Below are 14,689 nucleotides of genomic sequence, written 5' to 3'. Positions count from 1 at the left end.
TGCCGATATTACTAGTCAGACCTGATAAAAAACCTATCAAAGCTTGGCTAATAGAACTAGATTGTCCCTGTATGCCTGATACGATAGTTGACAACATGTCTTTGGTTACAAATTCCGAGCTGCCTAGAAATTTCCCAAGTTGAGTAAGGACTGTTGAAAGGACTGTTCCCAGCTGACTAATAGTCTGAGCTAGGGTTGGCAGCACCAAAACCAAAAGAGCAATCACGATTAAGATAAGAGCTAGGAAAACAAGTACCATGGCAATCGGACGACGCAACTCTGCCTTTACCTTCAATTTAACTAAGTACTGTTCAATTTTTTTCATAGGAACATTAAGCACAAAAGCAATAACAGCACCATAAATCAAGGTTGATGTTACATCAAAGAGAGAGATTGCTCCTGATATAAAGCTCGATGCATTCAGAATTACAAGAGCAACCAGCCCTATAAAAAGGATTAACGGGGTATATTTTTTAACTAAGTTCATAAATTCTCCTTAATAAACATGTTTAGATACGACTATACTATTTGGTTTTTCAAACTCTCGATCAAGGTAGGCTTGGTAAGTTCCTGGAGCGATAAATCCTTTTGGTGAGAGGATATCTGTTCCAGCTTGACCGACTATGGTATCAGCCAAGAGCACACAGTTTGTGGACAAGACAAAGTAGGATTTAAACTTAGATTTGATAAATTTATAAAGTTCCCCATCCGTCTCATGTCTGATTTTATAAGCGTAGGTGTAGTCTTCCTTACCATCTTCCGTTTTAATTTTATCTGCGCTTGGCTCCCATGGAATCGTCAGTTGTTTCAATTCAGCTAATTTTTCCTGAACCGCTTCTTCCATTTCCGGTGTCAAATCTATTCCGTAACCAAATAGCGTTTTTTGACTCTCCCGTTTACATAGGTCAATGTACTTGTCACGATCACAGAAATATAAGACACCATCTCCTACCATGCCAAATAAGGTCTCAGAAGACGGATCATAGTTGCCATAAGAAATAACACGGCCTTGATAGCAGATATCCACATGACCAATTGCCGAAAACAGAGAGGTCTCAGCTGTATGAATAAAAATTTCAAGCTCCGCTGTCTTACCAGACTTCACCATTCCAAGATGGATATCCTCTCTCTCATCAGCATTTTCCTGCATGAATTTATTGATTTTTGCTAAAGTACTTGCAGGGATGAGAGCGGCTAGGGCAATAGGTAAGCTCATTCTGACACGACGTTTGAGATGGTTTTTCCCAATTTCCTTTTCAAATAAGAAACCGTCACGGATATTGGACACACCATAAAGGCAAAAATAAGCCCCTAAAACAAAGAGTTGAAAGACAGAATTTCCCGTAGAGGACAAAAGACTAGTCCCACCAAGAAAAACTAGTACGAGACCATCTAGTAAGAAACGAAAACGAGGTCGAATTTTGTTTTTGCGGTAGAGAACATAGGTGACAAGGTTGATACTAGCATGAAAAATCTGAGAAATTCCAATCACAAGAGCCAAAATATAAATTGGCACATCAGTAGCAAGATTCGAGCCTAGCAAATATCCCATCACTAACAATTTAACCAGTGCAACTCCCAAGGTGTCCGTTGACTGACTTTTTTTGAAAATACGTAATACTAAATCTAAGACCGTTGCTATCCAAGCTAAAAACAGAACCAGTCGAATAACCGTCACTGGCAACCAAGTTCCCGTGACCATCAAGATAAGACCTAGCAGAACAAACAAGAAACCCTGAACAAGTAATTTCTTACCTGTCAGACCTAAAGAAAGAATTTTTTCCATAAAAGACCTTTCAAAAATAATAATTAAGCCCTTTGATCAAATTGACTGGTAAATAGCTGACGGCACAAACAGCCTGTGCCAGCAAGACATGGCGACTGACTGTAGCAATGTCACCATCTTGTCTTTTGCACTTCTGAAATTTGTTTTATTGAGTCGAAATCAGAGCTTTTAAAAACTAGCTAAACTTGAAAGCTAACCATAATTGCTAGATAAAAAAGGTGCAACCAATCCTTCTTGTAAAGGTAGGAAAGAATTATATCCATTCCATTAATTATTTATATATTACCTATTGTGACACAATACTCACTATAATTCAACTTTTTACCTATTTAAAACCATAAAGCCTACATAACTCTTTGAAGAGAACAAAAATCTGAATGTAATAAGATAGTACCCATTACCCATATTATAATTAGATTATGAATTGAAGCTTTTTGGAACTAAAATTAGGAATAATTGAGAAAGTAGGGAGGGAAATTTTGCTTTTACCCCATTTTGAAATAATTTCATTTTAGATTTTTCTAAGTTTCTTTCAAAGAGCCTGCAGGGGGCATCTAAACAACAGGAAAAAGCCTTGATTTTAAGGCTTTTTTGTTTATCTAAGTATTTAGGATACACCACCAAAGACAGTTTCCCAATGTTCCACTTCTTCCTTAAATCGTACTTTTCCTTGGCTGTATAATCTCATAATCTTCACAAAGCGAACTGGATTGTTTTGGTTGTACAAAAGAAATACTGCAAAGAATAACAAGCCCGCAAACCACAAACCATAGCCTTCATTAATTGGTTGACCAAATTTTAGAGGAAGAGTCAAGAAATACAAAAAATAAAAGATGGACACTATATTTACTGCAAAGCGGGCAAATCGAAAAGGTAAAGCAGACAGTTGTCTAGGATCAAACTGGTTTTTCACAAACAAATTATGTGATGCGGCATAGTAAAAGGCTTTCTCTGTCGTCGGCTGTGCTTTGCGAACATTTTTATAGAGTGCTCGTTCAAGTAAAGTAACCAACGAGAAAAACTGCATCAACCAAAATAGAAAAATGCAAGCTAGACTAAACCAGTTATAGACACCAATAAACTTGAGGGAAAAGAAGCCCGAAACTGCGGGTCCACCTGCTAGTAAGAGAATTACCAAGTCAGGAATAAAGGAATTCGTGTCACCAGCTTTTTCAGTATTGAGCAACCTACTCTTTGGAGCAGCTAAAGCCTCTCCTGTCTTTTGGTCATAATAAACAGCTTGACCGTCACATTCGCCGATGAAAACACGACGACGTCCAAGAAAAAACATATTGACCTCTTTCTATTTTCTTTATTCTATTTCCTTTTTGATGCGATGATTTCTATATCGCTCAACTGCCTTCAACCATCGGATCATATTATTTTGCCACAGCAATAGAGCTGCGACAGCTGGCAATATCCCCATCAAACTTAAAGGGAATAGCTCACTGCCGATTGGTGTTCCCATCATCTTTAAAACAAGCATGGAGAGGACAGAAATCGGACCCACCAAGCCCATGACAGCCATAAAGACTGTGAAAATCCAGGCAAATAGCTTCTTACCAAGGGTAACCTTCTTATCTGAAAAATTATTCCAAAAGAGATTGCTATTGACGGCTCTTCTGAAGTTTTCCTTGCTGGTAGGTTGCGCTAAGGCAACATTTTTGTAGAGTGCTCGCTCCACGATCACCAATAGTAAAATGGCTTCCAGCAACCAAATTAGCAGAAAACAAATCAGAGTTCCATAGCTATAGACACCCGTAAAAAAGCGTGTTGCGGGAAAAAACTGCAGGATGCTACTAACCGCTAAAAGAGTACAAATCGACAAGATGATATGTTTTCGATTCCCACGCGCCGCATCTGTATTTAAGAGTTTACTCTTAGGAGCTGCTAGAGGATTTCGTGGCTCATTGACATGGACATATATGGCCTGACCTTGGCTCTCTCCTATATAAATCACTTTCCTAAAAAACATGCTTTCCTTTCTCCTCTAACCAACTGATCTTCCTGAAATGATATCCTCATCTAAAACTAGCTTGATTTTTAATTTTCTCCAGAATCTTTTTCCAAGAGCTCTGGATGCTTCTTCATGTAGGCCTTCCCATACCATTCTTTGACAGACTGGCCCTCCCACTCACGGTAGTCTTCTGGGTATTTCCACTTATAATAGGCATGGAGGAAATAAGGAAAACCGATAAAAATAACGATGGCGAACAATACAAAGTTACAAAAAATCCATAACAGCAAAAAACCAAAGCCTTTTATTGAGTTTAAAATATCTATTTCAAAAAATCCCAAAAGATGCTTTATGATAATAGCTACTCCTAAAATCCCATACCATAGAGAGTAATCACTTTTGCCACCTTATTCCGAAATGTCTCTTTCAACACCTCACCATACATGAGTTTCCTTAACCCCGCTAGCTCAATATTAAACATCCAGTAAATAATCATCACAATGAAACCAACTATACCAATAATTTCCCAAGAGGCCAAATTTGCTAGCAGAAAGTCTAAAAATATTAGATCCATTTCCAATAAGAACCAAATCATAAATGTAAAAGCATGAAACTGATAACGATACGGTAATAAGTACGTTCGTTTAATAAATTTTCCAATCACAACCAAGGATAACCAGATAATAAGTAAAATCAGAAAAACATTTACTGTTAAAGACTCGTGCTTAGCTATTGGAAGGGTCAACGTATCACTTTCATGGAACTCCATAGAGATAGCCAGCAAGATAAAGTTAAAGCCGACAGGAAAAATAAGGCTTAAAATAAAACTTCGAATACAAAACCAAAGGGAAGCATGGCCATTCTTAAAAAATTTCGCAGTCTTATCATGTTGCTCCTGCTGTAACTTTCTAAAACCATCATCTTCAAGATTCAGACTCTCTTCAAAACTTGCCTGAAAAAGGGATTTTTTCTTCATTTACTCCTCCAATTTTATGACACAATTGATAGATTTTTTCCCAAAGAGAGATAAAAAAATGAAAGAATTATAAACCTTGAGCAATATTTCCTAGTTGGTTCACTCGATCATGAATGGTTTCCACATTTAAATTTCCATGTTGATATTCACAAAGAAAGCCATTTTCGTAGAAAACTTGCTCTGAAAGCTGACCTTTTGGTGTATCTGGGCATTCAATCATGACAACATTAAAGACACCACCTGTTCCTGTCCCCTCAATTGTATTGCCTCTAAAATGATAAGTGAAAGCCCGAAATTGCTTCCCATTGTAGTTACCAGAGATGACATAGACAACTTTTCTCTCATGACCACACCCAAAAGGAAAATGGCTAAAATTAGCATATTTTTCTACATAGGGACTTTGTGTAGGAGTTATAGTAAGCGTACTAGACATCGTTCCGCTTGAGTAATCCCTATAGTTGTCTCTACCTTGAGCTTGGTCAAATTGATAGCCATGCGCAGTTGCAAATGCTTGGTATTCTTTGTTGTGTGTATTGGCGTAGCTAATGGCCCAATAAACAATCCCTGCTATAACAAAGATGAATAACATAAAGATGATAAAGAAAAAAACAAAAGGCATTATCATTTTATACTCCTTTTAAAACTGTTTAAAAAGCAAAGGCGTTTCTACACCCTTACTTCTTACTGGTATTCTTAGTTACGGTAAAAATGACTATCTTTGTCACTTGGTGATTGGCCAATAGACAAGACTTCTTGGCTACCATCTGTACCTGTCAATTCATTTTGGACTCCCTCTGGAGTGTAGATAAGGCGGGCACCTTCTCCACCATCAACGCGTTGGATGCCTGCTGAGTAATAACCATTTTTTTCCTCTACTCGACCCATCTCATAATTAAAGGTTCCTTTTGAACTTTGGATCGTTACAATTCCATCAGATGTAACTGTTGCAGTTGTTCCTGCATAATTTTCCCAAGTTCCCACAAATTTAGCGTAAGCTTCTTGTGACTTTTGCTTATCTTCCTTTTGTTCTGCTTGAGTCGTTTTAGCATCTGACACACTACTTGCCTCAGACTTCTGCCCCTCTTTTTTGCCTGCTTCTGTTTTACTTGCTGAAGCCGTCGTTACTTGAGTTGTTGTTTCCTTTTGATTTGAAGCTGAAGTATTCTTGTCAGCCTTTCCACCACAAGCAGCTAATGTAATAGCAGCTAACAAGGTCAGTACTGATAGACTTGTATAGCGCAATGTTGTGTTAGTCATAAAAATCTCCTTTGAAATATGGTCGTTTAAAGTGGCTAGCCTAGTTTTACATATAATTTTGATGGCTAACTCATTGCTTTCAGTGTATCATTTATTTCGTTTTTATTCAATAGCTACCCTACATAGAAAAAAGGCTCATCCTATTAGGAATTAGCCCTTCTTTCTCTAGTCTTTATTTAATTACTTTTTAGTAGATAAACATGGCATCGCCAAAGCTAAAGAAACGGTATTTTTCATCGATAGCATGTTGGTAGGCTTGGAGGACCAATTCACGACCTGCAAAAGCTGAGACAAGCATGACCAAGGTAGACTTCGGCAAATGGAAATTAGTAGAAAAAGCATCCACCACCTTCCAGTCATAGCCCGGTTTGATAAAGATATTAGTCCAGCCAGAGTCGGCCTGGATTTGGCCGTCAAACTTGCTTCCGATAGTCTCTAGCGTACGGATAGAGGTTGTTCCAACGGCAATGACACGGCCACCATTTTCTTTGACCTGACGCAAGGTCGCTGCGGCTTCCTCAGACAATTGATAAAACTCTGAGTGCATCTCGTGCTTATCCAAATCATCTACTGAAACAGGTCTAAAGGTCCCAAGCCCAACGTGCAAGGTCAGGTAGACTAGGTGAACGCCTTTTTGCTGGATTTCTTCCAGTAATTCCTTTGTAAAATGCAAACCTGCAGTTGGGGCTGCTGCTGATCCACTCTCCTTGGCATAGACTGTCTGGTAACGTTCACGGTCATCCAATTTTTCGTGAATATAAGGAGGCAAAGGCATTTCTCCAAGACTTTCAAGTACTTCTAGGAAAATTCCTTCATACTCAAAACGGACAATACGACCGCCATGGGTTAATTCCTCAGTCACGACTGCGCTAAGTCGACCATCACCAAAAATAACTCGGGTGCCGACCTTGAGACGTTTGGCAGGTTTTGCCAAGACTTCCCATTCGTCTCCTGCTGTATTTTTCAAAAGCAAGAGTTCAACATGGCCCCCTGTTTCTTCTTTTTGACCATGAAGTCGAGCTGGCAAAACGCGGGTATCATTCATAACCAGGGCATCACCTGGCTCTAGCATTTCAATAATGGAGTGAAAGTGGCGATCTTGAAATTCTCCAGTCTGGCGATTGACCATCAAGAGTTTAGAGGCATCGCGCTTTTCCAAAGGAGTCTGGGCAATCAATTCCTCTGGCAAGTGAAAATCAAAATCATTTGTATTTAATGTCGTCATTCTTCTTTTCTCTTCTCATTTATTCAAATTACTTATCAAAGCGAACTTCTTCAAGTAGGTACTCGATGAAGCGTTCACCCATCTTAGATAAGCTAGTTTTCTCATGCTGGATATAAACCAGTTCAATGGGATCATCAATATCAAGTGGAATCGAGACGATATTGTCTCCATTGAGGTTACTATTAAGGATACCAGTCGCGATGGTATAGCCGTCCAAACCTATCAAGAGATTAAACAAGGTCGCACGGTCACTAACAACGATGGATTTCTTGTGGTGTTCCTGAGACAAAATCTCTTCTGAAAAGTAGAAGGAATTATGGGTCCCTTGGTCATAGCTCAAGTATGGGAAGTCTTCCAGGTCTGATAACTGCACCTTGTCTCTTTTAGCAAGTGGATTGGACTTGCTGACAAAAATATGGGGTTGTGCTGTAAAGAGATGATGGGCAACCAGATGGTTGTCATCCAACATCTTTGAAAGGACGTCTCGGTTATAGCTATTTAAAAAGAGGACTCCTACTTCACTACGGAAGTTCTTGACGTCGTCGATGATTTCCCAGGTTCTCGTCTCACGCAAAAAAAGCTCGTACTTTTCCATATCGCTTTTCTTAAGCAAGGAAACAAAGGCGTTGACCACAAAAGCATAGTGTTGCGAAGACACACTAAAAAGCTCGCGATGAGCGATTGGATTCTTATAACGTTCTTCTAGAAGTTGGGTTTGTTCGACAACCTGACGGGCATAGGATAGAAACTCCATCCCATCACGTGTAAGGGTAATTCCCTTAGGATTTCGGATGAAAATCTCAATTCCCATCTCATTTTCTAGGTCACGAACGGCATTTGATAGACTCGGTTGTGTAATGAAAAGTTGCTTGGCAGCCTCATTCATCGAACCAGTCTCTACGATTTTGATAATATAGTGTAATTGTTGAATTCTCATGTTTTTATTGTACCATACTTGAGGCAATATAAAAAGGAACAGTCACTGAAAGCCAAACTAGTCGCATATCAGCCTTTTTGCAGCTCATAAAAAAAGAGGTTGGAAGATTTCCAACCTCTTTATCTGTTCTAGCAAGTTAAAACTAGCTGTCTTTTTTCCAAAAGATGGCTAATAAAATCATGGCTCCTAAAACTGATGGGATAATAGCCGTATCAGCTAAAATAGGCCCCCAAGTTCCAAAAAGCATTTGCCCCAGGAAAGCACCAATCCAACCCAGGAACATTTTCCCGAAGCATCCCATCCGTTCTCCACGATTGGTGATAGCTCCTGCTAATAGTCCGATCAAAAGACCGACAAACATACTTCCAATCATAGTTTCTCCTTAAATTGCCCAATCTCCATTGCGGAAGAGGGGTACGCGTGTTCCATCCTCACGGATACCATCGATATCCATTTGGTTAGAACCAATCATAAAGTCAACGTGAACATCTGAACGGTTAAGTCCTGCAGCTTCCAGCTCTTCTTCGCTCATCTCTGCTCCACCAACAACGCTCGTTGCATAAGCGGCACCGATAGCTAAGTGGTTAGAAGCATTCTCATCGAAAAGGGTGTTAAAGAAGGTAATGCCTGACTGAGAAATTGGGCTTGGATCTGGTACCAAGGCACATTCACCCAAGGCACGCGCACCAGCATTCTTAAAGACGAGGTCCTTCATAACCTGGTCACCCTTTTCAGCTGTGATATCAACGATTTGACCATTTTCAAAGGTCACTTTGATGCCTTCGATAATATTTCCATTGTAGCTAAGAGGTTTTGTAGAAGTGACATAACCATCTGCACGACGGAGGTCAGGGGCAGTAAAGACTTCTTCTGTTGGCATGTTTGGTAAGAAACCTTCGCCTTGAGCATTGATCGCTCCGGCAGATTCCCAAACGTGGTTCTTCGGCAAGCCAAGTGTCAAGTCTGTTCCAGGAGCTGTGTAGTGAAGAGCTGAGAATTGCTCTTTGTTTAGCATTTGTGCCTTGCTCTTCAAGATTGCTGCATGTTCTTCCCAAGCCTTAACTGGATCTTCTTCGTAGATACGGCAAGTCTTAAAGATTTGGTCCCAAAGGAGGTCCACTGCTTCTTCGTCGCTTGCAGCATTTGGAAAGACTTTCTTAGCCCACTCTAGTCCAGCAGCAGCTGCTACAGTCCAGCTAACCTTGTTAGATTGAGTGGCGATACGCATTGGCTTCATAGCAATTCCCATAGCTTTAGCAGAAGCTGAGAGTTTTTCAGCATCCACTCCGTTCAAGGCACCTGGGTCAGAAGAACGGACACCGAGACGACTAGCTTTGTTTTCAAGAAGGTAGTTCATCTCAGCAATCTTGTATTCTGGTACATTGTCCAAACGCGCCATCGGCGCGTGAAGGAATTTCTCACGGTTTACAAAGTCATCTGCCCATTGAACGATAACTTCGTGTGCACCAAGTGCATAAGCTTCTTTAACAATTAAATGCGCCAACTCGCGTTGCTCCACATCGATAGAGAGAGCCAAGGTATGACCAGGTTGCACGTTCACTCCGTTTGCAACCAATAACTTAGCGTATTTTTCTAGATTTTCTTTAAAATTTGGTAAAACCATTTTCTTTTCTCTTTTCTATTTTTATTTTTCTTTCAAAGCAGACAATAATCCTGCTAAAGCAATAGCGCCTGACAAAAGCGCTGTCGATAGAAGAATTGTCTGATCAGCAACTTCTAATTGATACTCAAACACCTTCTCAGCCGGCTTGTCTTCCGCAAAAATTCTTAGTTTCATGAAATATCCTCCAAGTTCTTAAAACAAATCATCAAACAAACTCAACTGATTATCCTCTGGCATATTGCCGAGAATTCCCATTTCATCCATCTTTTCAACCAATGTTGATGAGAGTCCTCCACGCTTGCGGAGTTCAGTTTTAGAGAGGAATTCTCCCTCTTGACGGGCACGAACCAGTTGCTTGGCAACGTTCTCTCCTAGTCCATCCATAGCGACAAACGGTGGGATGAGGGTATCTCCATCGATGATGAATTCAGTCGCATCACTGCGATAGAGGTCCAATTTGCCGAACTTAAAGCCACGTTCCCACATCTCATTAACAATCTCAAGAGTTGTATAGAGGTCAATTTCTACGTTAGAAGCTTCATTGTTCTTACGCTTTTCAGCAATTTCTTGCATCTTGCGTTTGATAGCATCCAAGCCTGCACCCATGGTATTGATATCAAAGGCCTTGGCACGAATGGAGAAGTAAGCACAGTAGTAATAAATCGGATGGTGAACCTTGAAGTAGGCCACGCGAAGGGCCATCATAACGTAGGCTGCCGCATGGGCTTTAGGGAACATGTACTTGATTTTCCCACAAGATTCGATATACCATTCAGGCACATTGTTAGCCTTCATAGCTTCGATATAACCATTGCGCTCTTCTTCTGAGATTTTAAGCCACAATCCCTTACGCACTCGCTCCATGATGGTAAAGGCCATCTTTGGATCTAGACCAGCGTGCATGAGGTAAACCATGATGTCATCCCGACATCCGATAACGGTTGAAAGGTCCGCAATCCCTGCCTTAATCAAGTCCTGAGCATTTCCCAACCATACGTCTGTCCCGTGAGACAAACCAGATAGCTGAAGCAACTCCGCAAAGGTCGTCGGATGGGTTTCATCCACCATTCCGCGAACGAAGTTAGTTCCAAACTCTGGGATACCAAGCATACCAGTTGAGGTACCGATTTGTTCAGGTGTCACTCCTAGGATATCTGTACCTGAGAAGAGGGCCATGACACCAGGATCATCCATAGGAATATCATTTGGATCAATGCCTGATAAGTCCTGGAGTTTTCGAATCATGGTCGGATCATCATGACCAAGGACATCGAGTTTGAGGACGTTCTCATCGATATCGTGGAAGTTAAAGTGAGTAGTCTGCCATTCAGCGGTCACATCATCTGCAGGGTACTGTACTGGTGTAAAATCATAGACATCCATATAGTTAGGGATAACAACAATTCCTCCTGGGTGCTGACCGGTCGTCCGTTTGACACCGGCAGCTCCTTGGGCTAGGCGCTCTACTTCGGCTTCACGGTAGAACTTGCCATAGTCACGCTCGTAACCCTTGACAAATCCATAGGCTGTCTTGGCCGCCACCGTACCTACCGTTCCTGCACGGAAGGCGTATTCTTCCCCAAAGATATCACGAACATCCAAGTGGGCGCTCGGTTGGTCTTCACCTGAGAAGTTCAAATCGATATCGGGTACCTTGTCCCCATCAAAACCAAGGAAGGTCTCAAAAGGAATATCCTGGCCATTTTTGCTGAGCTTATGGCCACAGTTTGGACAGTCTTTATCTGGCATATCAAAACCTGAACCGTAGGAACCATCCGTGATAAACTCACTATACTGACACTGACCACAGACATAGTGAGGAGAGAGAGGATTAACCTCGGTAATTCCAATCATGGTCGCAACGAAACTAGAACCGACAGACCCACGTGAACCAACCAAATATCCTCGTTCGTTGGAACGGTGCACTAGCATCTGTGAAGCCAGATAAATCACGGCAAATCCATTCCCCAAGATAGAAGTCAATTCCTTTTCAATCCGTAAATCAACGATATCTGGGAGTGGGTTCCCATAGATTTCGAAGGCTTTTTTGTAGGTTAACTCGGCAACTGTTTCTTCGGCTTTGTCAATGAAAGGTGTGTACAAATCACCCTTTACAACTTCCACAGGTTCAAAGATTTCTGCCAAGGCATTGGTGTTTTCAATGACAATCTTACGAGCCAAATCTTCTCCTAGAAAGGCAAACTCATCCAACATTTCATTGGTTGTTCTAAAATGCGCCTTTGGTAGCGGAGCTGGTTGGGCAGCTTCTCCATGGCCGATCGTTCGGTTAATCAAAGCCCCCTGACCTAGACTGCGGACGATGATTTCTCGATAAATTTCATCCTCGGGTTCGAGATAGTGGACATTTCCTGTCGCAAGAACCGGCTTACCGAGACGATCTCCAACCTCAATCAAGCTCTTGATGATGGTGTGGAGTTCCTCCATATCCTTAACCTGCTCCTTGGCAATCAGAGGTGCATAGATAGCCGGAGGCATCACTTCGATAAAGTCATAGTATTTAGCTACTTCGACCGCAGCATCTACACCCTGTGATACGACTGCATCAAAGACTTCTCCTTCCGTACAGGCTGAACCTAAGATCAAACCTTCTCGATGGGCATCTAGAACTGTACGTGGAAGCCGTGGAACTCCTTCAAAATACTGGGTATTAGAGAGAGATACCAGCTTAAAGATATTTTTCAAGCCCACTTGATTTTTCACATAGATGGTCGCATGCTTGACTCGAGCTTTTTTATACGAATCTGGGCTGATTAAATCAAGGTTTAATCGTGCCAAATCTGTCACACCATGTTTTTCTGCCACTTCCTTGATAAAGATAAAGAGCAGACGGCCAGTTGCTTCCGCATCGTAGTTGGCCATGTGGTGGTGTTCTAGAGCTACACCAAAACGTTTAGTCAAAGGTCCTAGACCATGACGTTTATACTCAGGATAGAGATTTCTAGCGAATTCTAACGTATCAATGACAGGTTGTGTGATTTTTGGCAGTCCATGACGCTCGTAGTTGGCGTTCATAAAGCCAACGTCAAAGGTTGCATTGTGGGCTACAAGAACGGTATCTTTACAGAATTCTTGGAATTCTTTCAGAACTTGGACCAAAGGTTTAGCATTTTTTACATGGTCGTCCGTAATTCCTGTCAATTCAGTTGTAAAGGCTGATAAGGGGTGCCCAGGATTGATAAATTCATCAAATTCAGCGACAATATTGCCCTTATACATCTTGGAAGCTGCCACCTGAATCAAATCATTATAGATAGCAGATAGACCAGTCGTTTCAACGTCAAAGACTACATAGGTAGCTTCAGAAAGATCCATCTCCACTTCGTTATAGACGATAGGAACACGGTCTTCTACGATATTGGCTTCCATCCCGTAGATCAACTGGATACCAGCTTTCTTGGCCGCCTTATAACCATGAGGGAAGGATTGAACATTGCCGTGGTCTGTGATTGCCACTGCTTTGTGGCCCCATTTGGCTGCTGTGCCAACGATTTCTTCGACCTCAGGAAGAGCATCCATAGTCGACATATTGGTATGGGCATGAAACTCAACGCGACGCTCACCTTCTGGCATCAAGTCCTTCCGTTCATAGTGAACAACTTCCTGCACGTCCTGAACATTCATGGTCAAATCTCGTGTGAAATTATTGACCTCGACATTTCCACGAACACGGAGCCATGAATTTTTCTTAATGATGTCAAACTTCTGAGCTTCTTCTTTATTTTTGACCCATTTTTGCATGGAGAAGCTAGATGTATAGTCAGTCATCTTGAAATTAATCAAGACACGACCCGTTCTAGTTACCTTTTGCTCAACATCAAAGACAACACCCTCAAAAACCAGACGATTTTCTTCGGTATTGACCTCGATCATTGGAGTAATCTCTGCCTTGTCAAGTTTAGGCTTAGCAGCTGCCTTCTTAGCCTGAAAATCAAAGACAGGTTTATCCTCAACTGGAGGAGGCGGTGCCATCTGTTCCAACTGTTCCATAGCCCGAAGAGTTTCTTCATTAGCGGCCTGAACAATCATTTGATTTTCAGAATGAAAAGCGTCCTGTTCTTCCTTGGTCAAATCTTCATTTTTCTCTAAGAGACACGTAAACTTAGGAAATCCAAAGAGCTCAAGTTGTTTGCTAAGATTAGGGAGGTGATTTTTTCTGAAATGCTCTGTATCTGCTGCTTCAGAGGCTTCAATAATCAATTGATCATCTTCAAATCGGACTTGAAAATTCTGATACATTGTCCGAAATCCTTGACTAGAACAAGGCCCATCTGAAAAAGCCTCCCTATAGTAGGCCTGTAAAAGCTCTCTTGAAAAAGCTTGGCTTCGAGTTTTAATCTCAAAACTAGCCTGATTTCCAGTCTTTGAAAATTCTTCTTTCAGACCCTTTTTCAATTCCAGAAAAACCTCAAATGGTAGAATATTCTCAAATACAAAATGAAACTCCCAGATTTTACTGCGCTTATGCACAAGAACTTGTTCAATTTCAGCCTGGGAGAAGGCTTTATGATTTCTTATCTCAGCGGGGATTCCCAACTGATTCATTAAAATTTCAAAAGTGGTTGACATCCATTTTCCTCACAATATACTCCTTCTATTTTACCATATTTGAGGCCATTTTAGCTATTTCTACCAAACAGAAAAAGAAGCCACAAAGTGACTTCTTTTAAAGTGACGGTGAATTATTCTTCACCTTTGTTTTTCTTAATGATTTCTTCTTGTACTGACTTAGGTACATCTTCGTAGTGGTCGAATACCATCATGAATGTACCACGTCCTTGTGATGCAGAACGAAGAACTGTTGCGTAACCGAACATTTCAGCAAGTGGAACGTAAGCACGAACGATTTGGCTGTTACCGTGTGCTTCCATACCATCTACACGTCCACGACGAGCAGTTACGTGACCCA

General features: G+C 41.2%; 11 protein-coding genes and 3 pseudogenes. All 14 read right to left on the bottom strand.

From position 1 onward, the window contains the following. Positions 1 to 487, bottom strand: a pseudogene (locus tag PAN07_RS17070) (AI-2E family transporter); the annotation flags it as partial. 9 nt (positions 488 to 496) lie between these two features. Then, positions 497 to 1,786, bottom strand: a complete 1,290-nt coding sequence (locus PAN07_RS17065; protein WP_006150838.1) for a hypothetical protein — start codon at positions 1,784 to 1,786, stop codon at positions 497 to 499. Positions 1,787 to 2,393: 607 nt separating this feature from the next. Beyond that, positions 2,394 to 3,077, bottom strand: a complete 684-nt coding sequence (locus PAN07_RS17060) for a hypothetical protein (RefSeq protein WP_269798431.1) — start codon at positions 3,075 to 3,077, stop codon at positions 2,394 to 2,396. Positions 3,078 to 3,098: 21 nt separating this feature from the next. After that, positions 3,099 to 3,761, bottom strand: coding sequence for a hypothetical protein (locus tag PAN07_RS17055; protein ID WP_269798430.1), 663 nt, complete (start codon positions 3,759 to 3,761; stop codon positions 3,099 to 3,101). A 68-nt stretch (positions 3,762 to 3,829) separates the two neighbouring features. After that, a pseudogene (locus PAN07_RS17050) lies at positions 3,830 to 4,719 on the bottom strand (hypothetical protein). 67 nt (positions 4,720 to 4,786) lie between these two features. Next, on the bottom strand, positions 4,787 to 5,341 hold the full coding sequence (locus PAN07_RS17045; protein WP_269798432.1) for a hypothetical protein: 555 nt from the start codon (positions 5,339 to 5,341) through the stop codon (positions 4,787 to 4,789). 71 nt (positions 5,342 to 5,412) lie between these two features. Continuing rightward, entirely contained in the window at positions 5,413 to 5,976 is a 564-nt protein-coding gene (locus PAN07_RS17040) for an ABC transporter substrate-binding protein (protein ID WP_269798429.1), read from the bottom strand. Positions 5,977 to 6,163: 187 nt separating this feature from the next. Next, the gene (gene queA / locus PAN07_RS17035; protein ID WP_269798428.1) at positions 6,164 to 7,201 is read right to left on the bottom strand and encodes a tRNA preQ1(34) S-adenosylmethionine ribosyltransferase-isomerase QueA; all 1,038 of its coding nucleotides are present in this window, start codon (positions 7,199 to 7,201) and stop codon (positions 6,164 to 6,166) included. Between the two features lie 28 nt (positions 7,202 to 7,229). Next, on the bottom strand, positions 7,230 to 8,138 hold the full coding sequence (locus PAN07_RS17030; RefSeq protein ID WP_045613425.1) for a LysR family transcriptional regulator: 909 nt from the start codon (positions 8,136 to 8,138) through the stop codon (positions 7,230 to 7,232). 142 nt (positions 8,139 to 8,280) lie between these two features. Beyond that, the gene (locus PAN07_RS17025) at positions 8,281 to 8,511 is read right to left on the bottom strand and encodes a GlsB/YeaQ/YmgE family stress response membrane protein (RefSeq protein ID WP_006154630.1); all 231 of its coding nucleotides are present in this window, start codon (positions 8,509 to 8,511) and stop codon (positions 8,281 to 8,283) included. Between the two features lie 9 nt (positions 8,512 to 8,520). Next, the gene (locus PAN07_RS17020) at positions 8,521 to 9,762 is read right to left on the bottom strand and encodes an aminopeptidase (protein WP_269798427.1); all 1,242 of its coding nucleotides are present in this window, start codon (positions 9,760 to 9,762) and stop codon (positions 8,521 to 8,523) included. Positions 9,763 to 9,783: 21 nt separating this feature from the next. Then, positions 9,784 to 9,936 (bottom strand): hypothetical protein, encoded by a 153-nt coding sequence (locus tag PAN07_RS17015; RefSeq protein ID WP_269798426.1) that lies wholly within the window; start codon positions 9,934 to 9,936, stop codon positions 9,784 to 9,786. An 18-nt stretch (positions 9,937 to 9,954) separates the two neighbouring features. Next, positions 9,955 to 14,349, bottom strand: a complete 4,395-nt coding sequence (locus tag PAN07_RS17010) for a PolC-type DNA polymerase III (protein ID WP_269798425.1) — start codon at positions 14,347 to 14,349, stop codon at positions 9,955 to 9,957. A gap of 113 nt (positions 14,350 to 14,462) precedes the next feature. Next, positions 14,463 to 14,689: pseudogene (fusA, locus tag PAN07_RS17005) on the bottom strand (elongation factor G); the annotation flags it as partial.

The organism is Streptococcus sp. SM5 (assembly GCF_027497975.1).
This window is presented reverse-complemented; position numbering and strand designations above follow the sequence as displayed.